Consider the following 26,021-nt stretch of genomic DNA (forward strand, 5'->3'; position numbering starts at 1 on the left):
CATATTCTTGGCACTTTTCCATACTGGGGTCTCCATACCAATTATTGAATAAGGATGGAGAAAAAATGAATAATTCAAACGAAAAATTATCTAAAGGTAGGGTATCTGCAATTCACAAGAATAGCTATATCCTAAGATTTGAGGGAAAAGATATTTCAGCAAAGCTAAAGGGAAGCTTTAGAGAAGAAGAGGCAGAGAATCTTCCGGTAGTTGGAGACTATGTTTCTTTTGCCTATAATGAAAACGGAGATTCCCTCATAGCGTCGGTCTATGAGAGAACAAGCTTTTTGCAAAGGCCAGATCAAGCTAAAACTGGCGTCATGCAGTACATGGTGGCAAACGTTGACTATACCTTTATAGTGACATCACTAAACGAAGACTACAGCTTTAACAGGATTGCCAGATACGTAAGCGTCGTTTTACAGGGCCATTCTATTCCTGTTGTGATCCTTACAAAGTCAGACCTTTGTAGTAACTACGGCAGATATATAAGGGAAGTCGAGAGTGTATCTGATCAGGTTAGAGTTCATGCAATTTCGGCACTATATGGCATAGGAACAGATGAACTTCAGGAATATATGCGTCCTGGCGTTACCATATGCCTCATGGGATCATCTGGAGCTGGGAAATCAACTCTTTTAAACGAGCTTGCAGGTGAAGACCTGATGAAGACCTCTGCTGTCAGAGAATCGGATTCTACAGGTAGGCATACCACAACCTACAGGCAGCTCATCGAACTTGATAATGGGGTATCCATGATCGACACTCCAGGCATGAGAGAGATCGGAATGGCTAGTTCAGAGCAGGGAATAGACAACACCTTCTCTGATATATTGGCTCTTGAAAAAAACTGTAAATTCAGCGACTGCAAACATGATACGGAACCAGGATGTGCCATAAAGGCAGCAATAGAAAGTGGCGAACTTTCGATAGAGCGTTATAATCTATATAAGTCTTTACTTTCTGAGAACACCAGAAACTATGCCAAGAAAAAAGAAATTTCTAAATGGGCTAAGGCTGCCAAGAAAATGAAAATGAGCCCTAGGGACGGAGGTTACGGCTCATTTTAGAAATAGTGAGCCCTAGGGACGGAGGTTAGGGCTCATTTTAATAACAGGAGGAGAATCAATGAATTTCAAAAAGCTAGCAGTAATCTTACCAGGAACAGGCTATAACAAGGATAAGCCTCTTTTATACTATGCTCAAACTATAGCTATAAAGAAGGAATACGAGATAGTTAACGTTGATTATGACAAATTCTTTGTAGGCGTTAACTATAGAAATTCTGATGAGATGAATGCTGTGACGGGTAAGGCATACGAATATGCGGCAGAGCGCCTTGATAGCATAAATTATAGAGAGTACGACAAGGTTGTATTTATTGGAAAGAGTTTTGGAACTATTGTGGGTGCAAGATATGCTACTGAGCATAACATGGCTCCAACACAGATCTGGTACACTCCTGTTATGGACGCCTATGAGAAGGCAGCAGGTCATATCGTGGCATTTATGGGAGATAAGGACCCAATAGCAGACGTGGACGCAGCGCGCAAGAAAGCGAAGGAAAAAGGAATTCCTCTCCATGTTTATCCTAATGCCAATCACTCTCTGGCTACAGGGGATGCACTTGTGGACATCGATACACTTAGGGATGTCATGACTATCACTAATGAAATCTTGTAAGACAAAAATGAGCCCTAACCTCCGTCCCTAGAGCTCATTTTATGCTAGAATTATAGTATGAAGATAGATATAGAGAAGATTACTGCAGGGGAGGAAAGCGTAACCATACGCTACAAGGACCTCACACCTGCTATCAAAAGAATAATCGGTATCCTTGAAAAGACTGAGGATAAGCTGTGGGGCAAGACAGAAACAGGTACTGTCAGTATCAATCTCCACGACATTCTCTATCTTGAGTCTGTTGATGACAAGCTTTTTGCCTATACAGGTAGTAGCGTTGTAAGGATTGACGGAAGCCTTAATTCCTTCGTTACAGACATTGACGACGAGAGCTTTTTTAGGTGCAGTAAGTCTATGGTCATCAATGTCAACAGGGTGAAGGCCTTGAAGAGCCTGTCCTCTAACAGGATAGACGCTACCATGGAAAGCGGCGAGCATATCATAATATCCAGAAGATATGCGTCAGATTTTAGAAGACTATTGAAGGGAGGCAGGTAATATGAAGGACAAAAAGAAATTATCACTGTGGGAACTGTATCTTACAAAAGAGATAGGTATCGAGTTTAAGTCATGCCTTTATTTCTTTGCATTTCTCTTTTTCTACTGTGTTTACAGAGTATGCCTTGGAATCTACGACGCCAGCATTCTCCACATGACAGAGCTTATATTTACCTGCTATATAATTGGCTATATTCAGGTGTATCTTCTTTGGAATTTTGACGAAGCTGACAGGCTTGGACTCAAGGAAGCCTTTGGTATGATAGGCTGCACCGCGGTTTATTGCATTATCTCTTATGTCTTTAACTGGTTTGCAAAAGACCTTTTGGTAACGCTTTTATTTGCGGCGTACATTTTACTTGTTTATTTCTGCGTATATCTGATCTACAAATATAAGCGCAGGATAGATGACAAAAAACTAAACGAAGACCTTAAATTTTTCCAGACAAGCCATCAAAAAAAGTGAATGATAGAGGTAATATAGTGCATCTTACGGGAACATGTATTGTTCCCGTTTTTTGTTTTTGTTATGAATAAATTACAAGAACAAAGGAGGCGCTATATGAAAGAAAATGTTATCGAGATCAGACATCTCACAAAAAATTACGGTAAGAGCCGAGGAGTAATAGATGTATCTCTAAATGTAAAGCAGGGAGATATCTTTGGCTTCCTTGGACCTAACGGAGCGGGCAAATCTACCACGATCCGATCCATGCTTGGATTTCTTAAGATAAATGAGGGCAGTATCAATATCCTTGGAATGGACAGCGTAAGGGACCATGAAAAGATACTTAGAGAAGTAGGCTACATGCCATCTGAAGCCTGGTTTTACGATTCCATGAAAGTAAAGGATGTTATCAAATACGCAGCAGACGTAAGAGGGCTTGACTGCAGTAATGAAGCAGAGATGCTCTGTGAAAGGCTTAAGGTTGATATAAACAAAAAGATAAAACAGCTGTCTCTTGGAAATAGAAAGAAGGTCAGCATTGTCTGCGCAATGCAACATAAGCCAAAGCTCTTTATCTTTGACGAGCCTACAGGAGGTCTCGACCCTCTTATGCAAAAGAAATTCTTTGAACTCATAAATGAATATGTAGATAAAGGCGCCACATGTCTTTTATCAACACATGTATTATCTGAAGTTGATAAATACTGCAAAAATGCAGCAATCATGAGAGACGGAAGGCTCACAATGCTTGATACACCGCACATTGATGATGAGACTTTTCTAAGTTTTTATGAAGATGATGAGGAGGCGTAAATATGAGATCAGTACTTAAAAGAGAATTATTACTTAATATAAAGAGCTTGCTAATATGGTGCATTTCAGTAGGACTTATGGGATTTGCCTGCATACTGCTGTATCAGTCAATGGAAGGCGAGATGAAGGACATGGCAGATGCCTTTTCCAATATGGGAGCCTTTTCAGAAGCCTTTGGAATGAGTACTCTTAGTATTGCAACGCTAAAAGGATACTTTGCTACAGAAGTAGGAGCTGTTCATGGCCTTGGAAGTGCCATGTTTGCAGCTATAACAGCAATAGGCATTATTTCTAAGGAAGAGGATGCCCATACAGGAGAATTTACATTTTCTCTTCCACTATCAAGAAGTAAGATCATTGCAGCAAAGGGAATCTGCGTAGCCATAATGCTCATAGTATTTACTGCAGTTTGTACGGCGTTTTATTGCATGGCCTTTAAGATCCTTGGAGAAGAGATGCCTATGGATCAGTTCATGAAATTTATGGGAATGCAGCTTCTTATGAATATGGAAATAGCCGGAATCTGCTTTGGAATATCATCACTTACCGGCAAAAACAGAATGGGACTAGGCCTTGGAATAGCTCTCTTATTTTATGCCTACGATGTAATGGGAAGAGTCATTCCTAACCTCAAAGACTACCTCTTTATAGGCCCCTATTCATATTCCAACGCATCCGAGATATTTACTGGGGTAGCTACTGAAGGAAAAGCTATAGCACTGGCAGCAGCTTTTTTAATCGGAGGAGTAGTCTTTGCATTCTTAAGATTTAACAAAAGAGATCTGGCAAGCTGATAAAAAAGTTACCATCCCCAAACTGTGAAGGGTAACAAAAAAAATAAATTTATACTGTACGAAATATAGTATTATGTGATATCATACTAAATGTTGCGGCTTACGTAACAATTACTAAAGGGAAAAATATAGAAAGAGGTATGATGTTATGAAAAAGTTAGTTTCAAGAATCCTTCTTCCACTTATGGCTTGCTTAATGCTTGTAGCTTGTGGAGCACCAAGTTCACTTGAGGAAATCCTTACATCTGATGCTGCAGTAGCAGAGACAGAGAAGGCTAAGGAAGATCTCCTTTCTCAGTACAGTGACACATATTCAGACTATGATATGGAAGTAAGTGGTAACAACCTTACTTATAAGTATTACTATGTAGAAGAGCTCACAGCTTCAGCTGATGATCTTAAGGCAGCTCTTGAGGGTGAGACATCATGGTCAGATCTTATCAACCAGACAAAGGATGAGATCGAGAAGACAGCTAAGATTCGTCCAGAGACAGTTACATTTGCTTACTATACAGCAGATGGTACAGAAATCTTCAGCATTACAGAGTAATTCTTAAGATAATAAAGTGTTTTTTTGAATGAAATTAAGAAAGTGGATTTTTTTGTGATTTGAAATCTCAAATGCAAAAAAGTCCACTTTTTCTTATTATATTCATCTGCTAAAATTTCCTTATGAATAAAGAAAGCGTGGATAAATACAAAAAGAGGATCGTAAGACAATATCTGATACTGATATTTACTCTTGTCTTTGTTCTGGCAACTTTATTTGTCGGTGCATTTACCTACAGGTTTTACAAGATAGATATAGAAAATCAGGCAGATGCTACTGTATATGACAAATATTATGTAATGATCACGGATAATTATAAGGCAGATTTCTGGAAGTCAGTGTATGAGGGAGCATTGGCTACTGCCAAGAAAGATAATATCTATGTAGATCTTTTGGGAGAGAATCTTTCAGAGGGGCGTTCATGTGAGGAGCTTATGAAGATAGCCATAGCTTCCAAGGTGGACGGAATCATTGTTTACGCCAACGAATCAGCAGTAATGACAAGACTTATAAATGACGCTGTATCTAACGGGATACCTGTAGTTACGCTCTATGGAGATAGCGCAAGGTCCGACAGACTCAGCTTTGTTGGTGTGGGCGGATATAGTATCGGCAAGCTCTATGGCAAACAGATCCTTGGCATTTTGGAAAAGAAATCTGAAAATGATGAAGAAAACTTAGAGACGAAGGTCTGTGTTCTTGCCAGCGCCGATACTCAAAATACCGGACAGAACATCATAATCTCTTCAATGCAGGATACAATAAATGAAGAAGCTGGTGATTCCCAAAACATTTCAGTATCTATAGTAACAGTTGATAATACCAATACTTTTTCCGCAGAAGAATCCATCAGAGACATTTTCTTAAGTGAAGAGGTCCCTGATGTTATCGTGTGTTTAAATGAGCTTAATACGATCTGTGCATATCAGGCAGTTGTTGATTTCAATATGGTTGGTGAAGTTGATATCCTTGGCTACTATGATTCTAAGGAAATCTTAAGTGCTATTGATAAAGGAGTTGTTCATTCAACAATCTCTATCAATACAGATCAGCTTGGAGAATATAGTGTAAGTGCGCTCTATGATTACTACGAATATGGTAATACCAGCCAGTATTATATGGCGGATATAACTCTTATTAATAAGGATAACGTAGCTGACTTTATAAATAAGGAGGGCAAGGATGAATAAGTTTTTGAACAAACCCCTCCAGTTTAAGATCATCAGTATCTGTATCTTTGCAAACGTTATCATCTTTATTGTTAATATGTTCCTTATCCTGGGAATCAACAGTATGTCCAAGGATATGGAGCTGATCTACGAAGACAACAGGTCTTTGAATGAATTGTCAGATTCATTAAGTGCAGTACAGGATTCCATGACAGGCTATCTTAGTTCCAAGACCAGTGACTCTCTTGAAGAATACTACAAGAGCGCTCAGGCCTATCAGGATATGGCGGAAAAACTTGATGATAAGGTAACCGATTTCTCTTTTAACAGAATGGAGAGAAATATCAAGTACATGTCCTATAGATATCTGGAAGTTGTTGACCAGACCATCGAAGCTAAGCGTGGTCGCAATGTAGAAAAATACAGAAACTACTACGAGACAGCAACAGGACTATATGAAGATATCAGCGCATATATCACAAGCCTTAATTTGGAGCTCTTTGTAGCAAACTCAGAGAACTACGTTATGCTTTCTAAAGGCTATAGGAACTTCGAAGCTGTGGCTGTCACTATCATGACTCTTATCATGATAGGTAACGTTGTGATCGTAACAAGCTTTGTAAGTGCTATGATCATGCCTCTTAAGAACCTTGCTGATTCAGCAGATGAAGTGGCAAAAGGTAACTTTGATGCAGACCTTCCTGAGATTGCCTATAACGATGAGATCGGAATAGTTATCGGTGCCTTCAACAAGATGGTTGTCAGCATCAAGGATTATATCGAGAAGTTAAAAGAGAGCCTTGAAAAAGAAAGATATATGCAGGAAAAAGAGCTTATGATGGAGGCACATCTTAAGGATGCCCAGCTTAAGTACCTTCAGGCCCAGATCAATCCACACTTCCTATTTAACACACTTAATGCAGGAGCGCAGCTGGCCATGATGGAAGGGGCTGACAGGACCTACGAGTATGTTCAGACTGTGGCAGATTTTTTCAGATACAATGTCAAAAATCAGAAAACTTTTGTTACAATTAGTGAAGAGGTTACGCTGGTTGATAACTATATTCAGATTTTGAATGTTCGCTTTTCTGGCGATATAGGTTACGAGAAGCAGGTTGACAACAGGCTCCTTGAATGTAAGATGCCAAGCATGATCCTGCAGCCTATCGTTGAGAATGCAGTTAATCATGGAATCCGCGAGATGGGTGATAAGGGTATGATCACCTTGAAGGTATATCGCGAGGATAGCAATGTCTGCATTTGCATCAAGGACAATGGTAAGGGAATCAGTCAGGAAGATATAGACAAGATCCTTAGTGGGGACTACTCTCCAAAAGAGCAGCAGTATGACAATAATGGTATTGGTATGGACAATGTCATATCAAGGCTTCGTCTCTTTGCTGGAGAGAGGGATGTTGTAAGTATCGTAAGTCCTGGTCCTAATATGGGATGCGAGGTCATAATCAGGCTTCCATTTGCAAAAAACAAATAATATTTTGGGGTAAAAAATGTATAGAGTAATGCTTGCGGATGACGAAGGAATCGTTATCGATTCCATGAAGTTCATCATTGAAAAAGAATTTGGCAGTAAATGTACTGTAGAGTATGCCAAGACCGGAAGACAGGTTATTGAGCTTGCAGAACACTTCAGACCGGATATTGCTGTTATAGATATCCACATGCCTGGTATCAACGGAATTGATGCCATCAGAGAGATGAAGCAGTTTTGTACTAATACGGTCTTTATTGTTATGTCAGCTTATGACAAGTTTGACTACGCCAAAGAGGCCATCAAGCTTGGAGTAATGGAATACATTACAAAGCCCATGGACAGGATGAAAGTAGTAAACGTCCTTAAAAAGGCCATGGAGCAGATCGATTCTGATAGGGAGAAAAGAAGCAACGAGCTCCTTATCAAGGAAAAGCTTGAGACTGTTGAGCCTATCATTGAAAACGGACTTATTTATGACATTCTTTTGCAGGAGCATTTTGAGGAGGATATAGACAGCTACAGGACTATCCTTGGCATCCAGGAAAACTATGGATATATGATGGCAATCGTCTGCGGCGATTCTCAGGAAGGTAACCGAATGACCAATGCCATCGGAAGTTCCGTCAAGGTTTCCGGCAAGTACCAGGAAATCCGTGAAGGGGTCAAGACCTTTTTTAACTGTAAGATCGGTAACGTAATGGCCAACAAGATTGCAGTACTGGTGCCGTGTTCCAAGGATAAACTCGAGTATAATGAGAGAACTGAGCTCATTGACAGAGCAAGAGAGCTTGTAAGATACCTTAGGAAAAGAAATGATATCAGCTTCAGAGTTGGGATCGGAGGCATAAGGCCACTTAGAGAGCTTGGCGATTCCTATAGAGATGCACTAAATGCTTTGATCGCAACAACTGGTTCTGTAGCCCACGTAGATGATCTTAATATCAACTGTGACTACGAAGAAGATTATCCAAAGGGACTTGAGAAACCTCTTTTTGAAGCTGTTTCCAAGGGCGACTTAAATGGAACTCAGGTTATTGCAGGCAAGTATGCTGACTGGATGTGCAAAAGGGCCAGAGACGGCGATCTTATGTCTATGAGACTTAAAGTTCTTGAGTTTGCTCTTTATGCTGAGCACATTGCGTACCAAAACGGTGGACAAACCTATCATTATTCCAGTAGGAATAACTATCTGCCGGAGATAATGGCTCTTGAAACAACTGATGACATCAAGGACTGGTTTATTAGTAAACTTATTGAAGCCTGCAGGAATGTTAGCAGCAAGAGAGAAGAGCGTTCAAATGACATCATCAAGACTGCCAAGAAATATATTGATGACCATTTTGACAAGGAAATATCTCTTGATGATGTATCAAGGATAGTAAATATATCTCCTTATTATTTCAGCAAGATATTTAAGGAAGAGAGTGGACTTAACTTTATAGAGTATCTGACTAATATAAGGATAGACAAGGCCAAGAAGCTATTGGAAAGCTCTAACATGTCTATCAAGGAAATCTGTATTTCCTGCGGATATACTGATCCAAATTATTTCAGTAGGAGTTTTAAGAAGAATGTTGGGGTTACTCCAACTGAGTACAAGGATCAGCTGTAATTGGGGATGGTAAAAAAGTTATGGGGAAAAGGTTATTTGTTTTTTGTCTTTTGGCGATGCTGACACTGACTGGCTGCTCAAAGGTAGGCACTGAGGAAAAGACTGGGGATAGTACTGAGAGCGACAAGGTCCAGATCGGCATATGCTTTGACTCCTTTGTTATTGAGAGATGGCAAAGAGACAGAGATGTATTTGTATCCACTGCAAAAGAGCTTGGGGCTGAGGTTAATGTGCAGAATGCTTACGGCGATGTGGAAAAACAGAGGAATCAGATCGATTATTTCATTAAGAAGGGCATGGATGTCATAGTCATCATCAGTATTGACGGTGAGGCCATAAAGGATATGGTAAAAAAGGCTCAGGATGCAGGAATAAAGGTTGTTGCATATGACAGACCTATTCCAAATGCAGGAGCGGACCTCTATATCTCTTTTGACAATGAAAAAGTAGGAGAGATGATGGGCCAGGCCATGGTGGACAACGGTCTTAGAAACGGCAAGGTCGTAATGATCTGCGGTTCTCTTACAGATCACAACGTTCCTATGGTAGAAGCAGGCTTTAGAAAGATAATGGCTGCAAATGGAAATCAGATCCTGGATGTGACATACTGTGATGGCTGGAGAGCAGAGCTTGCTGGGGATTATATCTATAATAATGTGGATAAAGTTACCGAGGCTGATGCGATAATGTGCGGAAATGATGATCTTGCCAGCAGAGTAGTGTATGCTCTTGCAGAGAAAAGAATGGCTGGAAAGAAGATAGTAGTTGGACAGGACGCTGACCTTGAAGCCTGCCAGAGAATTGTTGAGGGTACACAGCTTATGACGGTGTACAAGCCTATCGAGAAGCTTGCTCAGAAGGCAGCAACAGCGGCAGTTGATCTTGCTCTTGGTAAAGAAATAGAGGGAGAGGATATATCTGATTATGACGATGGAAGTCAGATGGTTCCATACCTCAAGATACAGCCTATCAGCGTTACAGCAAGGAACATGGATGATGTTATTATAAATAGCGGTTTCCACCTTAAAGAAGATGTTTACCTAAATGTTCCCAGCAAAAAATAAACATTTTAGTAAAATAGCATAAAATTAATATTAACGGTTGTGCGTGCAAAAAAATGCTAGCACAACCGTTTTTTTGTTTATGACACTTATAAAAATTTGCTATTCTTCGTAAATTATTCCTATTTTTTCTATGATAAATTGAATTCAGTAAAGAGCGGGACTAAGGTCCTGGAGTTCAAACCAAATTGTGGGAGGAAAAAGAAATGAAGAAAAGAATTGTAAGTGCAATCCTTACAGCTGCTATGGCAGCATCTCTCATCGTAGGATGCGGCAGCACAGCTCCAGCTGAGACTCAGCCAGAGACAAAGACTGAAGAGACTACAGAAGCTCAGCCAGAAGAGAAGACAGAAGAGAAGGCAGAAGAGACAACTCAGGCTGGCGGCGGAAAAGTCGGCGTAGCAATGCCTACTAAGGATCTTCAGAGATGGAATCAGGACGGCGCAAACATGGAAGAGCAGCTCAAGGCAGCAGGCTATGAAGTTGATCTTCAGTATGCATCAAACGATATCGCTACTCAGGTTTCTCAGATCGAGAACATGATCTCTTCAGGAGCACAGGTTCTTGTAATCGCATCTATCGATGGTGATTCACTTGGAACAGTTCTTGCTCAGGCTAAGGAAGCTGGTATTTCAGTTATCGCTTATGACCGTCTTATCATGAACTCAGACGCTGTTTCTTACTATGCTACATTCGATAACGAGATGGTAGGTCAGAAGCAGGGCGAGTACATCAGAGATCAGCTTGATCTTGATAACGCTGCAGGTCCTTTCAACTTAGAAATCTTCACAGGTGACCCTGGTGATAACAACGCTAGATTCTTCTATGGCGGTGCTATGAAGGTTCTTCAGAAGTACATCGACGAAGGCAAGCTTGTTGTTAAGTCTGGTCAGGTTGACTTCGATAACGTTGCTACAGCTAACTGGTCAACAGAGAATGCTCAGTCAAGAATGGATGCAATCATCTCAGCTAACTATGCTGATGGAACAAAGATCGATGCAGTTCTTTGCTCAAACGATTCAACAGCTCTTGGTGTTACAAACTCTCTTGAGGCTAACTACACAGGTGATTGGCCAATCATCACAGGTCAGGACTGTGACGTTGCTAACGTTAAGAACATGATCGCTGGCAAGCAGTCAATGTCAATCTTCAAGGATACTCGTGATCTTGCTAAGAAGACTGTAGAGATGGTAGATGCTATCATGAAGGGCTCAGAGGCTCCTGTAAACGATACAGAGACATATGATAACGGAACAGGTGTCATTCCTTCATACCTTTGCGAGCCTGTATTTGCAGATGTTAACAACTACAAAGAGCTTCTTATTGAATCTGGATACTATACAGAGGATGACCTTAAGTAATAACTTATTTTTCCTAAATTGGACTAGGGCGGTCGTTTAGACCGCCTTATGTTCAGCCATAATACAGCTAAATTGCAGATAAGAAGGAGGGGCAAAGTTGAAAAAGATATTATTGGAAATGAAAAATATCACTAAGACCTTCCCCGGTGTGAAAGCGTTAGATAATGTAAATCTTCAGGTAGAAGAAGGCGAGATACACGCGCTGGTTGGGGAAAACGGCGCTGGAAAGTCCACTTTGATGAACGTACTTAGTGGTGTTTATCCGTATGGCTCCTATGAGGGTGACATTATATATGATGGAAAGGTATGTCAGTTCAATGCTATCAAGGATAGTGAAGAAAAGGGCATAGTTATAATACACCAGGAGTTGGCTCTGATTCCCTATATGACAATTGCTGAGAACATGTTTCTTGGTAATGAAAGAGGAAATAAGGTAAAGATCAATTGGAGTGAGACTAATTCACTTGCACGCAAGTATTTGGACATTGTTGGACTTAAAGAAAGTACACAAACTTTGATTAAGGATATTGGTGTTGGTAAACAGCAGCTTGTTGAAATTGCAAAGGCTCTTTCAAAGGATGCTAATCTTCTGATTCTTGATGAGCCTACATCATCACTTAACGAGACAGACTCAAGGGCTTTGCTTGATCTTTTGCTCAAACTCAAGAAAGAGAGAAATCTTACTTCTATTATTATTTCTCACAAGCTCAATGAGGTTTCATATGTAGCTGATAAGATCACAGTTATCCGTGATGGTTCAACTATTGAGACCTTGACTAAGGGCGTTGATGACTTCTCTGAGAGCAGGATCATCAAGGGAATGGTAGGAAGAGAACTTTCAGACAGATTCCCTAAGAGAGAAAGCCATGTTGGTGAGGTCAGCATGGAAGTAAAGAATTGGAATGTTTACCATCCTTTACATAAAGATAGAAAAGTAGTAGATGACGTTAACATCTATGTTAGAAAAGGAGAGGTACTTGGTATCTCCGGACTTATGGGAGCTGGTAGAACAGAGCTTGCCATGAGTATCTTCGGCAAGAGTTATGGAGAGAATATCTCTGGTGAAATCTATATAAATGGACAAAAGGTAAATTTAAATACAGTAAGCAGTGCTATCAAGCACGGACTTGCATATGTAACTGAAGACAGAAAGGGAAATGGTCTTATCCTATCAAATCCTATCAAGACTAATACCACACTTGCCAATCTGGAAGCAGTTAGTAGTAAGACAGTAATCGACAAGCATAAAGAGTATTCGGTTGCTGTAGATTACAAGGATAAGTTAAAGACTAAGTGTCCAACGGTGGAACAGAACGTTGGAAACCTTAGTGGTGGAAATCAGCAGAAAGTTCTTTTAGCAAAGTGGATGTTTGCTGATCCTGAGATACTGATCCTTGATGAGCCTACAAGAGGTATCGACGTAGGTGCTAAGTATGAAATTTATTGCATTATCAACCAGCTGGTAGCAGAAGGAAAATCAGTAATCATGATTTCATCTGAGCTTCCTGAGATCCTGGGAATGTGTGACAGAATTTACGTAATGAACGAAGGCAAAATGGTTGGGGAACTTGATGCTAAGGATGCCACACAGGAAAAGATCATGACTTATATTTTACAGTCAGCTGGAAACAAGGAGGAGAATCATGAATAAAAATTCTGTATTAGGTTTTCTTAAAAAGAACACCATGATAATCGAACTTATCATAGTTGTGGCATTTTTCTCATGGAGAACAGGAGGAGCTATTCTTCTTCCTATGAATGTCAGTAACTTGATATCCCAGAACGCTTATGTATTTGTTCTTGCAACTGGTATGCTTTTGTGTATCTTAACAGGTGGTAACATCGATCTTTCAGTTGGATCAGTTGTATGTTTCGTAGGTGCTGTTGGAGCACTTCTCATGGTTAATTATGGCGTACCTGTTTGGGTAGCTATCATTATCATGATCTGCATTGGAACACTAATCGGTGCATTCCAGGGCTTCTGGATCGCTTTCGTAAGAATACCACCTTTCATCGTAACACTTGCTGGTATGCTTGCATTTAGAGGACTTTCAAATGTAGCACTTAACGGTCTTACAGTTTCAATCAAGGACAAGACAACCTTTGTAAACCTCTTTGGTGGTGGAGCTGACTGTTATGTTCGTGATATTTTTGGAGGAACAAACCTTAACCTCACATGTCTCTTTGGTGGAATCCTTGCAGCATCAGTGCTTGTACTTCTTCAGATTCTTAGCCGCAGCAAAAAGAGAGCCAGCGGATATGATCTTGAGCCAATCTGGGCATTTGGAGCAAAGCTCGTTGCACTTGTAGCTATCATCTTAGCTTTCGCTTACAAGCTTGCTCAGCACAAAGGTATTCCTACAGTATTCATCTGGGTATTGGTAGTAGTAATCATTTATGGTTACATCACAAGCAATACAACAGTTGGTCGTTACTTCTATGCAGTAGGTGGTAACGAGAAGGCAACAAAGCTTTCTGGTATTGATACAAACAAAGTTTACTTCCTTGCTTACACAAATATGGGATTCCTCGCAGCACTTGCAGGTATGATCACAATCGCCAGACTTACATCAGCTCAGCCAACATATGGTCAGAACTATGAGATGGATGCTATCGGATCCTGTTTCATCGGTGGAGCATCTGCTTACGGCGGAATCGGTACAGTTCCTGGAGTTATCGTTGGTGCGGTTCTCATGGGTGTTATCAACCTTGGTATGTCACTTATGGGCGTAGATGCCAACATGCAGAAGGTAGTAAAAGGTGCAGTTCTTCTTGCAGCCGTTATCTTCGACGTAGTATCAAAGCGTGGCGGTAAATTTGTAGTGAAGAATTGATGGTGAATTGTTAGAGGTTTAATAGAGGATTCAAGGCATGTCCCTTTTGGGGCATGCCTTTTTTGTGTGGGCGAAAGTGGACCTGAGGGACGGGGTTAGTGGGCCATTTTTCTTTGAAAAATGGCCCACTAACCCCGTCCCTCAGGTCCACTTTCGCCCAGCCCCCCCAGGTCCACTTTCGCCCCTACCTTTCCTTATTTGCTTCTCCGTTGTAGAATAAAAGAGCTGTTATATTTATATAGAAGAAATGAAAAAAGAGAGGGCAATAATTATGAAATTTTCAGAGATGCCATATGAACGTGTGGATATGGATGAAGTAAAGAGCTTTTTTGAAAAGCTTATAAATGATAGTAAGAATGCTAAAAGTGGTGAGGAGCAGTTTGAACTTCACAAGAAGTACTATAAGTTTGTTGCTGATATTCGTACTAATATCATTATTGCAAAGTTCCGTCATGACTGTGATACATCAGAAGAGTATTATGCCAAGGAGAATGATTATATTGATGAGATCACACCTGTGATCGCTCAGCTTGATACTGAGTACAATAAGGTTCTCTTTGAATCTCCTTACAGAGATTATCTTGAGGGCAAGATCAGTAAGGTGGCTTTCAAGAACATTGAGCTTGCCAACAAGTCAATTGATGAGAAGATCCTTCCACTTATGCAGGAAGAAAATGCTCTTATCAGCAAGTATGACAAGATCATTGCATCAGCCAAGATTCCTTTCGATGGAGAGGAGTACAACATTTCACTTCTTAGAAAGTTCCTTACAGACAAGGACAGAGATACCAGAAAGCGTGCCTGGAAAGCTTATTCAGAATATTTCCAGTCTGTTACAGATGAGATCGATGAGATCTTTGATAAGCTTGTGAAAAACAGATCACAGCAGGCAAAAGAGCTTGGTTATGACAATTTCGTTGAGCTTGGCTACAACAGGATGACCAGAAACGCCTACAGAAGAGCTGAGGTTGAGAACTTCAGAAAGCAGGTAAAAGAGTCTTTTGTTCCACTTGTATCTGAGATTCAGGAAAAGAGAAGAAAGCAGATTGGCGTAGATGAGCTTAAGTACTACGATAACGAAGTCTACTTTAATGATGGTAACCCTGCTCCAACAGGAACACCTGAAGAAATCCTGAAGGCTGGTCAGGAGATGTACAGAGAGCTTTCACCTGAGACAGCAGAGTTCTTTGATTTCATGACTGAGAATGAGCTTTTTGATGTACTTGGCAGAAAGACCAAGAAGCAGGGTGGATATATGGACTTCCTTCCTAAATATAAAGCACCTATCATCTTTGCCAACTTCAATGGTACCAGCGGAGACGTAGACGTTATCACTCATGAGTGCGGACATGCATTCCAGGGCTATGTTACAAGAGATGATGAGATCAAGGAACACAACGATATCACAATGGAGACAGCTGAGATCCATTCCATGTCAATGGAGTACTTCACATACGGCTGGATGGATAAGTTCTTTGGAAAAAGAGCTGACGAATACAGAGAAATGCATATGATGGATTCCATCACATTCGTTCCTTACGGATGTATGGTGGATGAGTTCCAGCACATTATCTATGACAAGCCTGAGCTTACACCAAAGCAGAGAAAAGAAGTATGGAAAGACCTTGAGAAGCAGTACAGACCATGGCTTGACTATGAAGACGATGCATTCTTCTCAGAAGGAGGCTTCTGGCAGAAGCAGGGACATATCTTCTGGAATCCTTTCTATTACATAGATTATGTACTTGCAAGTGTCGTTGCAATGCAGTTCAAGGTGTGGATGGATAAAGATTATAAAGAAGCGTGGAAACATTACTTAGAATTATGTAAACTTTCTGCAAAAGACTTCTATGAAACTGAACTTGAAACGGTTGGGCTTAAAAGTCCATTTAAAGACGGAACTATAGAAACGCTAGCTAGCGAAATGAAGGCTAAAATCTGATAAAAAATACTTATCGCCAGTAATAAAATTTTTATTAAAAATATAGCTTGCAATTCTTGGTGTGGCGATTTAAAATGTTAAAGTATTGATGTAATTTAATTATTGTATACAAGTATTACTTGATCAGATTTAAGGATGCTATTTTTTATGTAAACAGAGAATAACATCTTTATTATAAAGGAGGAGAACTATGAAGAAGTACAAGAAGATCATTGCATTCCTTGCAACAGCTACTCTTGTAGCAGGTTCACTTGCAGGATGCGGCAACAAGACAACAGTTCCAACAACTTCAAACGATACAGAGTCTTCATCAGATGCATCTGCTGCTGATAGCACAGAGTCAACTGGCGAGACAGCTACAGGCGTAGCAATCTCAACACTCGTTGGTGTTGAAGAGGATACAACACCTGCTGCTGAAGGTTATTCAGCTCTTTGGGATGCTGAGAGCTATCAGGCTGAGTCATCAGAACTCTACAACAAGATTCTTGGTGAGTTCTACGAATCTTATCAGAAGGCTTTAGAAGCTGAAAACATTTCTGAAAGATATGCTCTTATGGCTGTAGCAGAAGCTAAGATGCTTGAATCTGGTATTTTCGTACCACTTACAACAAGAGGTGGTGTATACGCTATTTCAAGAAGAGCTCCTGGATCAACAACAACAACTCTTTGGGGTAATGATGAATATCGTTATCACAATGCACTTGTAACAGAGGAACTCATCACAGCAGAAGACACTGCTGAACTTAGAGCTAAGCTTGCAGAACTCAGAGGTACAGGTGAGTATCATGAGTGGGCTAAGAAGTATCTTACAGATAAGGGATACACACTTAAGGATAGCTACAATTATCCAAATACTTCAGATCCTGTAACTTGGGACGTACTTGCAACATCAAGTGCTACTGATACATCAGTACTTGTAAACCTCTATGATGGTCTTTATGAGTATGATGGCGAGAATGAACAGCAGCCAGCTCTTGCTGAGAGCTACACAGTATCTGATGACGGAAAGGTTTATACTTTCAAGATCAGACAGGGTGTTAAGTGGGTTGACTCACAGGGCAGAGAAGTTGATGAAGTTAAGGCTGATGACTTCGTTGCTGGTATGCAGCACATGATGGATGCTATGGGTGGTCTTGAGTACCTCGTTGATGGCGTTATCGAAGGTGCTACAGAGTACATCAATGGCGAGACAACAGATTTCTCAACAGTAGGTGTTAAGGCACTTGATGATTATACACTTGAGTACACACTTACAGATGATATCCCATACTTCCCAACAATGATCAGCTATTCAGTATTTGCTCCTCTTTCAAGATCATACTATGAAGGACAGGGCGGACAGTTTGGTCAGGGCGCAAGCGCTGGTCAGTATGGTACAGATAAGGATCACATCGCTTACTGCGGACCATTCCTTATCACAAGCTACACAGAGAAGAACTCAATCGTATTCAAGGCTAATCCTTCATATTGGAATGCTGAGAATCAGGAGCTTAAGACTCTTACATACAACTATGAAGATCTTACAGATGCTACAAAGATCTATACAGATATCCTTGCTGGTACTGTTGATGCTGCGAACCTTGATACAGCTCAGGTTGAGATGGCAAAGAAAGATGGAAACTTTGATAAGTATTGCTTCATCAGCACAACAGAAGGAACAACATTCTGCGGTTGGCTTAACGTAAACCGTAAGGCATTTGCAAACTTCAACGATGCATCAAAGGCTGTTTCAGAGAAGACTGTATATGATGCTCAGAGAACAGCACTTGCTATGCAGAACAGAGATTTCAGACTTGCTCTTTGCACAGCTATCGACAGAGCTTCACACAACGCTCAGAGATTCGGCGAAGATGTTAAGTACAACAACATGAGAAACTCATATACACCTGGTAACTTCGTATTCCTTGACGAGGATGTTACAATTGATATCAACGGAACTCCTACAACATTTGCAGCAGGAACATACTTCGGCGAGATCGAGCAGGCTCAGATCACAGCTGATGGATTCCCTGTAACTGTATGGGATCCTACAAAGGAAGAGGGCGCTGGTTCATCTGATGGATTTGATGGATGGTATAACCCAGAGTTCGCTAAGGAAGAAATCACAAAGGCTGCTGAGGCACTTAAGGAAGTTGGCGTAGAAGTAACAGCTGAGAACCCAGTACAGATCGATCTTCCATACTTCTCAGGTTCAGAGGTTTATACAAACAGAGCTAATGTTCTTAAGCAGTCTGTAGAGTCAGCTACTGATGGACTCATCCAGGTTAACCTTGTACAGTGCGAGGCATCTGATGATTGGAGCTATGCTTCATACTATCCACAGACTGGTTCAGACTTTAATGCTGATATTTCAGATAACTCTGGTTGGGGTCCTGACTATGGTGATCCTTCAACATACCTCAACACAATTCTTCCTGATTATGCAGGATACATGACCAAGTGCATCGGTCTTTTCTAAGATTTAATGTAATTCAGTCATTGAATTTGGGAGAGAGTGGGGTTATACCCACTTTCTCCATTTTGTGTGAAAAGGGAATATTTATTATTCCGTAAATTTATGTTCCAAATAGTAAGGAAAAAAACTTATGGCTAAATATGTATTAAAAAGATTAATTCATGGACTTATCTCATCATTCATTGTTGTAGCGATTGTTATGATCATGATCTACTCATTGCTTGATAAGAACCTTATTTTCAAGGCTGATACAGTCTACACTAACTACGGAAACAACGAGAAGGTTGCTTATTCTTTCAGAAAATGGGAAGAGTATGGCTATCTCGATTATCTTACATATAACGAGTATCTTCTTAAGCTGGTAGCAGACGGAGAACTCGATGAGGATACTCGTGCATCAGTTGCTTCTTTTGGTAAGAAACCAGAGAATGACTCTGATAAAGTAGCAGAGTATGTTAAGAAATTTAATGATTATTGTGCAGCAAATGGATATACTGTTGTGAGACTTAATGCCATCATGATGAATGGTAAGAAATATGCCAGTGGCGGTCAGCAGCAGCTTTTTGCTTACAAAGATCTTCCTATAACAAACAGATTGTGGACATATGTTAAGAATCTTATCCATGTTGATAATATTCACTATGTTGAGAAGTTAACAGGAACTCCTCTTGAGAATCAGGGACTTACATTTACTCTTCATGATCCTGTTTATGGCGGACAGAAGTTCTCACCAGCCATCATGGGAAATGGAACTTATTACAAGTACCTCCTTTATTGTGACAATAGGTTCCCATTTGTTCATCAGAACCTTGTTAAGCTTCAGCTTGGAACTTCATATGCAGTTAACTACGGCGTTGATGTATTTGACACTATGACTAAGACTCAGGGCTCATATGTTATGAGCACAACAATCTTCCCTACAGGTCTTACAGAGGAATCTGCTGACGATCTTCATAGTGTAACTTATGTTCTTGGCTCCCGTGATGCCAACAAGATCAACGCAGACAGATTTACAGATGACTATACAAACCTGACTACTATCAAAGCTGGTAAGTCCAAGATGGGCTACTCATTTACAATTGGTCTTATCGCTATGTTCCTTGCTTATCTTATTGGTCTTCCAATGGGACTTTTGATGGCTAAGCACAAGGACAAGCTTATTGATAAGATTGGTACAGTTTATATCGTATTTATCATTGCTGTTCCATCTCTTGCTTATATATTCCTCTTTAAGGCAATTGGTGGTATGTGCGGACTTCCAACAACTTTCGATATGGAGTCCTCAAGTAAACTTATATATGCACTTCCAATCATTTCATTGGCACTTCCAAGAATTGGTGACAATATGAAATGGCTTCGTAGATACATGATCGATCAGATGAACTCAGACTACGTTAAGTTTGCCAGATCAGGCGGACTTACAGAGGGCGAGATCTTCAGAAAGCACATTATGAAGAATGCAGCTATTCCTATTGTTCATGGAATTCCTGGAGCAATACTTGGAGCACTTGTCGGCGCTATTATTACAGAGCGTGTGTACACAGTTCCTGGTGCTGGTAACCTTCTTACAATTGCTATTAACCAGTATGATAACGGTGTAATCGTAGGTGTTACATTGTTCTATGCTGTACTTTCAGTAGTAAGCATTATTCTTGGTGATGTACTTATTTCACTTGTAGATCCTAGAATCAGCTATTCTGGTAAAGCTAGGTAAGATATTTAGATTGGAGACATTAGTCATGGAAAACAACAATGAACTTTTTACTGTGGAAGGCATGACAGATGAAGAGCTCTTTGCAAGAGTTGATCATAACAGCCTTGATTCAGAAAAGATAACAGCGCCTCGTTATTCATACTGGCGTTCAGTATTTAGAGTATTCTTCAAGAAAAGAATCAATATAGTGATTCTTTCAGTACTCGCTTTTGTAATCTTGTTTGCTTATATCTATCCGGTTGTAACAACCTATGATAGATTCAGCAACCTTATGGATGGTTCAACCAAGCACCTTTCACCAAAGGCTGCTATTGAGAAGTTTGGATTCAGTATTAAGTGGATCCTCGGAACAGGAGCTTCTGGACAGTCAACATTTGATGCTATATGGAATGGCTCCAGAATATCAATCTCACTTGCATTTATCTGCGCTGCCATCAACATGACAGTAGGCGTACTTATCGGTGCTATTTGGGGATTCTCCAAGAAGATTGATATGTTCATGATGGAGGTTTACAACATTGTAGGTAACGTTCCAAATATCCTCCTGATCTCTGTACTTGTACTTATCCTTTCACCAAGCTTCTGGTCAATGGTATTTGCACTTACAATCACAGGCTGGCTCTTTATTGCTTACTTCATCAGAACACAGGTTATCATCATCAGAGATAGAGAGTACAACCTTGCAAGTAGATGCCTTGGAACACCTATCACAAGAATTGCAACCAAGAACATTTTGCCATTTATGACATCAGTTATCGTTACACTTCTTGCTGTTGAGATTCCTTCATACATTTCATACGAGGTATTCCTTGCATATATCGGTATGGGAATGAGTGATATGTCTCTTGGTAGACTTATTTATGAAGCAGAGAGTGCTATGGTTACTCCTGGTTGGCAGTTTGAGTTCTGGAGCCCAGTAGTTATCGCTTCAATTATCACAGTTTCACTTTATGTTACAGGACAGAATTTGGGTGATGCTTCAGACCCTAGAACACACATGTAAGGAATTGGTACGATGGAAGATAAGAAAGTATTATTATCAGTAAAAGATATGGAAGTAAAGTTCCGTGTAAGAGGCCGTATTCTTACAGCTATCCGCGGAATTTCACTGGATATATATGAAAACGAGTCTATTGCCATTGTAGGTGAGTCAGGCTCAGGTAAGTCAGTATTTACCAAGACATTCGCAGGAATGCTTGAGACAAACGGTTTCATCAGCAAAGGTGACATCATTTTCAACGATGATGATCTGGCTGATACATCAGTTAAGTTAACTGGTATCGCTAAGCAGATGATCGCTAATACAACTAATAAGCTCAACTCATATTCATCACTTGAGTTTGGTGCTGACACATACAAAGAGATCCTTAATCTCGAGTCAGAAAGAAAGCTTAAAGAGACTCTTTCTGATGAGCAGGACCTTGAGTTTACTAAGAAGATCGAAGACCTTAAGTTCAAAAAGACAGAGCTCTTTAACTTGAAGCAGACTTACGATACAAAGTCTGAAAAGGACAAGATCAAAGAAGCAGAGAAAGAGATCGATGCATACGAAGATAAGATCAAGGCAGTAGTTGCTGAGAAAGAAGCTCTTATCAAGAAGCACAAGGAAGAGGTTAACGCTGATACAGCTTACCTTGCTGAATATGACAAGAAGCACTCAGAACTTCAGGCAAAGTATGACAAAGAGATATCTTCTAAGTGCACAGAAGAGCAGGCAAAGAGAAACGAGATCGTTGCTAAGGAAATGTACCTTGCAACTGGTAGATTTGGATATAGAAAGAGAATTAAGTCAATCAATGGCCTTCTCAAAGCTTGTAAAGAGGCTATGAGAATGGGCGAAGACATTGGTTCTAAGGATGTTAAGATCAAACTCTTTGATAGCGTTATGTACTGCGAGCTCCTTGATGAGACACCTGAGAAGCTCCACGGTAGAAGCTACATCAACCTTGCAAGAGTAACACATCCTGGTGATTGGGGACAGATTCGTGGTAAGAAGATTGCTACAGTATTCCAGGATCCTATGACATCACTTAACCCAATCATCACAATTGGTAAGCAGATCTCATCAATCATCATGAAGCATCAGGGATGCTCAGAGGTTGAGGCTAGACAGCGTGCTATCGAGATCATGCACAAGGTTGGTATTCCTAATGCTGAGAAGCGTTATGATGATTATCCATTCCAGTATTCAGGTGGTATGAGACAGCGTATTGTTATTGCTATCGCACTTTCATGCCAGCCTAAGATCCTCATCTGTGATGAACCTACAACAGCTCTTGATGTTACAATTCAGGCGCAGATACTTAGACTTTTAAAGGATCTTCAGAAAGAATATGGCTACACTATCGTATTCATCACACATGACCTTGGTGTAGTTGCTAATATCGCAGATAGAGTAGCAGTTATCTATGGCGGTCAGATCGTTGAGCTTGGTAATGTTGAAGAAGTATTCTATGATTCAAGACATCCATATACATGGGCTCTTTTATCATCACTTCCTCAGCTTGCACAGAAGGATACAGAGCTTTACTCAATCGCTGGTACACCACCATCACTTTACAACAAGATCGTGGGAGATGCCTTTGCGCCACGTAATCCTTATTGCCTCAAGATTGATACAATTGAGGAACCACCAATGTTTAAGGTAACAGATACTCATTATGCCAAGACATGGCTTCTTGATCCAAGAGCACCTAAGATTGAAAAGCCGGAAATCATCCGGAATATTCATGAGAAGTTCTTGAACGTTTACAATATTACGGAGGTTTCAGAAAATGTCTAATAATTCATTTCCTGAACATGGACCTATAGATCCAGCAACAGGTAAAGAGATACTTTTGTCAGTCAAAAATGTAGACATTACATTTGGTAAGGGTGACAAAGCTGTAAGAGCAGTTAAAAACGCAAGTTTTGATATTTTTAAGGGCGAGACTTTCTCACTTGTTGGAGAGTCAGGCTCAGGTAAGACAACAATCGGTAGAGCGGTTATCAGAGTTAACCCATGTGCTGCCGGTGAGATTGACTATAAGGGTGTTAAGATCTCTGGTGATATTTCTAAGGCTCTCGATAGAGAAGTTATCAGAAATATCCAGATGGTATTCCAGGATCCTGCTGCATCTCTTAATGAGAGAGCAACAGTAGATTACATCATTTCTGAAGGTCTTTATAACTTCCATCTCTTTGAGAACGAAGCAGACCGTATTCAGAAGGTTGAGAAGATGATCGAAGAAGTAGGTCTTCTTCCTGAGCATCTTACAAGATATCCTCACGAGTTCTCAGGTGGACAGAGACAGCGTATCGGTATCGCTAGAGCAATGGTAATGGAGCCAGAGCTGGTTGTAGCTGATGAGCCTATTTCAGCTCTTGACGTTTCAATCAGAGCGCAGGTACTTAATCTTCTCAAGAAATTCCAGAAGGAGAGAGATGTATCTTACCTCTTCATTGCACATGACCTTTCAGTAGTAAGATTTATATCTGATCGTATCGGTGTTATTTACAAGGGCGATATCGTGGAGATCGCAAGTACAGAAGAGCTCTTTAACTTCCCTCTTCACCCATATACTAAGTCCCTTATTTCAGCAGTACCTATTCCTGATCCTAAGCTTGAGAAGAACAAGGTACTTTACACTTATGATGCTAAGATGCATGACTATTCTGAGGACAAGCCTGAGCTTGTAAACATTGGTCATGACCACTTTGTATATGGTAACAAGAAGGAAATCGAGGAGTACAAGGCTCTTCGTGAAAAGAATGTTCCTATTCAGGCTGTAACAATTGATCCAGTTGCTGCTAAGGCTGAAAAGGCTGTTAACACAGAAACTGAAGATGTTGAGAATGAAAACGTAGGATCAGAGGATGATATCCTTCAGAGACCTATCCATGACACAGGTAACTTCTGGCTTGGAATTGCATCCTTCATTTTGCCAATTATTGGCCTTATAGCAGGATTTATCTTCAGAAAGGTAAATCATATCAGAAATTACAAAAAGTGTCTTAAAGGAGCAATTATTGGCCTTATTGTAAGAGCTGTAATAGTAGTTCTGTTTATTATATTCTTGCTTCTTTCATTGATATAAAAAAGCAAAAAGTAAAGGTTCTTGTGAGTGATCACAAGAACCTTTTATTAATGTCTGTATTTATTTAAAAATATATATTACTTAGACTGGCTGGCTTCTGCGGTAGCAGTTTCTGCTGCTGTCTCCGTAGTGCCTGTAGAAGCATTGTCATAGGTTGATACATTAGTTACTACCCAGCTGTCTGTTTCAGCATTCTTTTCAACTGTAAGAACAATTGCATATGTCTCAGGAGAAGCGTTTTGAATAAGTCCTTCATACATATCAAGAATCTCGACAATCATATCGTTATAGACGATTGCTTCAACTTCTTCGTCTGTGTGCTCTTCATATAGAGCCTGGATCTCATCAGCTTTCTCAGTTGCATAAGTCTCTGTGATGGTATTCATCTTGGAAACTGCTTCATCATTGTCGATCACATTTATTGGGAAAGCAGTATCGATAGTGGCGGTTACAGTTCCTACACCATTCTTATCTACAGTAACTTCTTTGATCTCGTATCCGGTTACCATAGAAGAGAAGAGTTCACAGAAGGAATCTACCTTAGCTGATGTATCTGCGTCAATTTCATCAGATGCAAAGCCGTCTTTGAATTTCTGAGACAGGTAAGCGCTGTCAAATGTTCTGACGAACTGACCATTGGATACTGAGTCGCTTGCGTACTTCTCAATATTGTCTGTGGTTCCGCTTACTACAATGGATAAGAAATTTTCTGATGTCTCCCTGATGGCATCTTTATCAGCTGAAGAACAGCCTGTAAGTAGTGATATAGTCATTGAAGCGCTTAATAAAGCTGCGCATATTTTCTTATTGATCTTCATAATTTAAATTTGTATTTTTCCTTTCAAAAAAATATTACAACTTCTGTAATACACCGATAGTATAGCATAATTCGGATAATTATCCAAAGACTATCGTAATTACACTAATTTAATGATAAAATATAGGTGATGTTTAATCTTTATAATAACTGCTGAATAAAAGGAGGTTTTTTTAATGAGAGTTCTTTTTGGTGAAGGCGTTGTTAAAGAGGTTTATTCTGCAGAAGTTAAGCCTCTGGACTTTGGAGATGGACAGATTAGCGGAACAGAGATAGATTTTGTACTGGAAGGCGGAGATATACTTAAATATATCTATAGCCAGAATGTAGCTATAGAGGATTCCGGACAGAGAGCAATAGATTTTATCAAAACTCTCTACAATGAAGGAAAAGCAGACTTTACACGTGAGCCTGTAGAAATGTTATAAGAACAAATTAAAAGGTCCTATGCTGATGAATGCATAGGACCTTTAATACTGGACTTCTTCCATGTTATTCTCCCTATAATAGGTTAAGATCATCTTTTTCCAAGACAACCCTGATTTTTAAGTTCGATAAGCAGATCAAAAACTACCCCCAATGGTAAGCCTGTGATATGAGCTACCTTTTCAGGATCTGGATAGTATTCATCTTCAAAATCCTTCTTTATGCAGTCCATGACTTCCATTCTGGCATCACATGTAGCTAGCATACACATTGTTC

General features: G+C 40.1%; 23 protein-coding genes. 21 read left to right on the plus strand and 2 right to left on the minus strand.

Annotation, left to right across the window (positions count from 1 at the left end; translation table 11 throughout):
- The first annotated feature begins 65 nt into the window (after nt 1-65).
- From rsgA to bhn_RS05365, 20 genes are all read left to right on the plus strand, one after another.
- Nucleotides 66-1,070 (plus strand): ribosome small subunit-dependent GTPase A, encoded by a 1,005-nt coding sequence (gene rsgA, locus bhn_RS05265; RefSeq protein WP_071175701.1) that lies wholly within the window; start codon nt 66-68, stop codon nt 1,068-1,070.
- Nucleotides 1,071-1,128: 58 nt separating this feature from the next.
- Entirely contained in the window at nt 1,129-1,683 is a 555-nt protein-coding gene (locus tag bhn_RS05270) for a dienelactone hydrolase family protein (RefSeq protein ID WP_071175702.1), read from the plus strand.
- A 57-nt stretch (nt 1,684-1,740) separates the two neighbouring features.
- A complete protein-coding gene (locus bhn_RS05275; protein ID WP_071175703.1) occupies nt 1,741-2,181 on the plus strand; it encodes a LytTR family DNA-binding domain-containing protein in 441 nt (146 codons plus the stop codon).
- Nucleotide 2,182: 1 nt separating this feature from the next.
- On the plus strand, nt 2,183-2,647 hold the full coding sequence (locus bhn_RS05280; RefSeq protein ID WP_071175704.1) for a DUF3021 family protein: 465 nt from the start codon (nt 2,183-2,185) through the stop codon (nt 2,645-2,647).
- Between the two features lie 96 nt (nt 2,648-2,743).
- Nucleotides 2,744-3,442 carry an ABC transporter ATP-binding protein gene (locus bhn_RS05285; protein WP_071175705.1) on the plus strand — a complete coding sequence of 233 codons (699 nt, stop codon included), beginning with the start codon at nt 2,744-2,746 and terminating at the stop codon, nt 3,440-3,442.
- Nucleotides 3,443-3,444: 2 nt separating this feature from the next.
- Nucleotides 3,445-4,236: an ABC transporter permease subunit gene (locus bhn_RS05290; protein WP_071175706.1), complete on the plus strand. Its 792-nt coding sequence runs from the start codon at nt 3,445-3,447 to the stop codon at nt 4,234-4,236.
- A 148-nt stretch (nt 4,237-4,384) separates the two neighbouring features.
- A complete protein-coding gene (locus bhn_RS05295; protein ID WP_071175707.1) occupies nt 4,385-4,786 on the plus strand; it encodes a hypothetical protein in 402 nt (133 codons plus the stop codon).
- A gap of 122 nt (nt 4,787-4,908) precedes the next feature.
- Nucleotides 4,909-5,976: a substrate-binding domain-containing protein gene (locus bhn_RS05300; RefSeq protein WP_083385752.1), complete on the plus strand. Its 1,068-nt coding sequence runs from the start codon at nt 4,909-4,911 to the stop codon at nt 5,974-5,976.
- Entirely contained in the window at nt 5,969-7,447 is a 1,479-nt protein-coding gene (locus bhn_RS05305) for a sensor histidine kinase (RefSeq protein WP_071175709.1), read from the plus strand. Before bhn_RS05300 ends, bhn_RS05305 begins: the two co-directional genes overlap by 8 nt.
- 16 nt (nt 7,448-7,463) lie before the next feature.
- Nucleotides 7,464-9,059, plus strand: a complete 1,596-nt coding sequence (locus bhn_RS05310) for a helix-turn-helix domain-containing protein (RefSeq protein WP_071175710.1) — start codon at nt 7,464-7,466, stop codon at nt 9,057-9,059.
- A 20-nt stretch (nt 9,060-9,079) separates the two neighbouring features.
- A complete protein-coding gene (locus tag bhn_RS05315) occupies nt 9,080-10,123 on the plus strand; it encodes a sugar ABC transporter substrate-binding protein (protein ID WP_071175711.1) in 1,044 nt (347 codons plus the stop codon).
- A gap of 203 nt (nt 10,124-10,326) precedes the next feature.
- Entirely contained in the window at nt 10,327-11,481 is a 1,155-nt protein-coding gene (gene chvE / locus bhn_RS05320) for a multiple monosaccharide ABC transporter substrate-binding protein (protein WP_071175712.1), read from the plus strand.
- A 97-nt stretch (nt 11,482-11,578) separates the two neighbouring features.
- Nucleotides 11,579-13,132: a multiple monosaccharide ABC transporter ATP-binding protein gene (gene mmsA, locus bhn_RS05325; protein WP_071175713.1), complete on the plus strand. Its 1,554-nt coding sequence runs from the start codon at nt 11,579-11,581 to the stop codon at nt 13,130-13,132.
- Nucleotides 13,122-14,315 carry a multiple monosaccharide ABC transporter permease gene (gene mmsB, locus bhn_RS05330; RefSeq protein WP_071175714.1) on the plus strand — a complete coding sequence of 398 codons (1,194 nt, stop codon included), beginning with the start codon at nt 13,122-13,124 and terminating at the stop codon, nt 14,313-14,315. The genes mmsA and mmsB overlap by 11 nt, the downstream gene beginning before the upstream one ends.
- 271 nt (nt 14,316-14,586) lie before the next feature.
- A complete protein-coding gene (locus tag bhn_RS05340) occupies nt 14,587-16,257 on the plus strand; it encodes a M3 family oligoendopeptidase (protein ID WP_071175716.1) in 1,671 nt (556 codons plus the stop codon).
- 190 nt (nt 16,258-16,447) lie between these two features.
- On the plus strand, nt 16,448-18,715 hold the full coding sequence (locus bhn_RS05345; RefSeq protein WP_071175717.1) for an ABC transporter substrate-binding protein: 2,268 nt from the start codon (nt 16,448-16,450) through the stop codon (nt 18,713-18,715).
- A gap of 127 nt (nt 18,716-18,842) precedes the next feature.
- A complete protein-coding gene (locus bhn_RS05350) occupies nt 18,843-20,426 on the plus strand; it encodes an ABC transporter permease (protein ID WP_071175718.1) in 1,584 nt (527 codons plus the stop codon).
- A 25-nt stretch (nt 20,427-20,451) separates the two neighbouring features.
- Nucleotides 20,452-21,429, plus strand: coding sequence for an ABC transporter permease (locus tag bhn_RS05355; protein WP_083385755.1), 978 nt, complete (start codon nt 20,452-20,454; stop codon nt 21,427-21,429).
- 12 nt (nt 21,430-21,441) lie between these two features.
- The gene (oppD, locus tag bhn_RS05360) at nt 21,442-23,208 is read left to right on the plus strand and encodes an oligopeptide ABC transporter ATP-binding protein OppD (RefSeq protein WP_071175719.1); all 1,767 of its coding nucleotides are present in this window, start codon (nt 21,442-21,444) and stop codon (nt 23,206-23,208) included.
- Entirely contained in the window at nt 23,201-24,502 is a 1,302-nt protein-coding gene (locus tag bhn_RS05365) for an ATP-binding cassette domain-containing protein (RefSeq protein ID WP_071175720.1), read from the plus strand. Before oppD ends, bhn_RS05365 begins: the two co-directional genes overlap by 8 nt.
- Before the next feature lie 77 nt (nt 24,503-24,579).
- Here bhn_RS05365 and bhn_RS05370 read toward each other — a convergent pair whose 3' ends face one another.
- Nucleotides 24,580-25,320 (minus strand): hypothetical protein, encoded by a 741-nt coding sequence (locus tag bhn_RS05370; RefSeq protein WP_071175721.1) that lies wholly within the window; start codon nt 25,318-25,320, stop codon nt 24,580-24,582.
- A 175-nt stretch (nt 25,321-25,495) separates the two neighbouring features.
- On the opposite strand from bhn_RS05370, the gene bhn_RS05375 reads away from it, so the two are divergent.
- On the plus strand, nt 25,496-25,747 hold the full coding sequence (locus bhn_RS05375; RefSeq protein ID WP_071175722.1) for a hypothetical protein: 252 nt from the start codon (nt 25,496-25,498) through the stop codon (nt 25,745-25,747).
- An 89-nt stretch (nt 25,748-25,836) separates the two neighbouring features.
- Here bhn_RS05375 and bhn_RS15695 read toward each other — a convergent pair whose 3' ends face one another.
- Nucleotides 25,837-26,010 (minus strand): hypothetical protein, encoded by a 174-nt coding sequence (locus tag bhn_RS15695; protein ID WP_161487300.1) that lies wholly within the window; start codon nt 26,008-26,010, stop codon nt 25,837-25,839.
- Between the last annotated feature and the right edge of the window lie 11 nt (nt 26,011-26,021).

Source organism: Butyrivibrio hungatei (assembly GCF_001858005.1).
In the GTDB taxonomy this organism is placed as follows: Bacteria; Bacillota; Clostridia; order Lachnospirales; family Lachnospiraceae; genus Butyrivibrio; species Butyrivibrio hungatei.

Excerpts from the sequence above, each read along its gene's own strand:
- rsgA (WP_071175701.1), top strand. The coding sequence starts at position 66 with ATGAATAATTCAAACGAAAAATTATCTAAAGGTAGGGTATCTGCAATT.
- bhn_RS05270 (WP_071175702.1), top strand. The coding sequence starts at position 1,129 with ATGAATTTCAAAAAGCTAGCAGTAATCTTACCAGGAACAGGCTATAAC.
- bhn_RS05275 (WP_071175703.1), top strand. The coding sequence starts at position 1,741 with ATGAAGATAGATATAGAGAAGATTACTGCAGGGGAGGAAAGCGTAACC.
- bhn_RS05280 (WP_071175704.1), top strand. The coding sequence starts at position 2,183 with ATGAAGGACAAAAAGAAATTATCACTGTGGGAACTGTATCTTACAAAA.
- bhn_RS05285 (WP_071175705.1), top strand. The coding sequence starts at position 2,744 with ATGAAAGAAAATGTTATCGAGATCAGACATCTCACAAAAAATTACGGT.
- bhn_RS05290 (WP_071175706.1), top strand. The coding sequence starts at position 3,445 with ATGAGATCAGTACTTAAAAGAGAATTATTACTTAATATAAAGAGCTTG.
- bhn_RS05295 (WP_071175707.1), top strand. The coding sequence starts at position 4,385 with ATGAAAAAGTTAGTTTCAAGAATCCTTCTTCCACTTATGGCTTGCTTA.
- bhn_RS05300 (WP_083385752.1), top strand. The coding sequence starts at position 4,909 with ATGAATAAAGAAAGCGTGGATAAATACAAAAAGAGGATCGTAAGACAA.
- bhn_RS05305 (WP_071175709.1), top strand. The coding sequence starts at position 5,969 with ATGAATAAGTTTTTGAACAAACCCCTCCAGTTTAAGATCATCAGTATC.
- bhn_RS05310 (WP_071175710.1), top strand. The coding sequence starts at position 7,464 with ATGTATAGAGTAATGCTTGCGGATGACGAAGGAATCGTTATCGATTCC.
- bhn_RS05315 (WP_071175711.1), top strand. The coding sequence starts at position 9,080 with ATGGGGAAAAGGTTATTTGTTTTTTGTCTTTTGGCGATGCTGACACTG.
- chvE (WP_071175712.1), top strand. The coding sequence starts at position 10,327 with ATGAAGAAAAGAATTGTAAGTGCAATCCTTACAGCTGCTATGGCAGCA.
- bhn_RS05340 (WP_071175716.1), top strand. The coding sequence starts at position 14,587 with ATGAAATTTTCAGAGATGCCATATGAACGTGTGGATATGGATGAAGTA.
- bhn_RS05345 (WP_071175717.1), top strand. The coding sequence starts at position 16,448 with ATGAAGAAGTACAAGAAGATCATTGCATTCCTTGCAACAGCTACTCTT.
- bhn_RS05350 (WP_071175718.1), top strand. The coding sequence starts at position 18,843 with ATGGCTAAATATGTATTAAAAAGATTAATTCATGGACTTATCTCATCA.
- bhn_RS05355 (WP_083385755.1), top strand. The coding sequence starts at position 20,452 with ATGGAAAACAACAATGAACTTTTTACTGTGGAAGGCATGACAGATGAA.
- oppD (WP_071175719.1), top strand. The coding sequence starts at position 21,442 with ATGGAAGATAAGAAAGTATTATTATCAGTAAAAGATATGGAAGTAAAG.
- bhn_RS05365 (WP_071175720.1), top strand. The coding sequence starts at position 23,201 with ATGTCTAATAATTCATTTCCTGAACATGGACCTATAGATCCAGCAACA.
- bhn_RS05370 (WP_071175721.1), bottom strand. The coding sequence starts at position 25,320 with ATGAAGATCAATAAGAAAATATGCGCAGCTTTATTAAGCGCTTCAATG.
- bhn_RS05375 (WP_071175722.1), top strand. The coding sequence starts at position 25,496 with ATGAGAGTTCTTTTTGGTGAAGGCGTTGTTAAAGAGGTTTATTCTGCA.
- bhn_RS15695 (WP_161487300.1), bottom strand. The coding sequence starts at position 26,010 with ATGCTAGCTACATGTGATGCCAGAATGGAAGTCATGGACTGCATAAAG.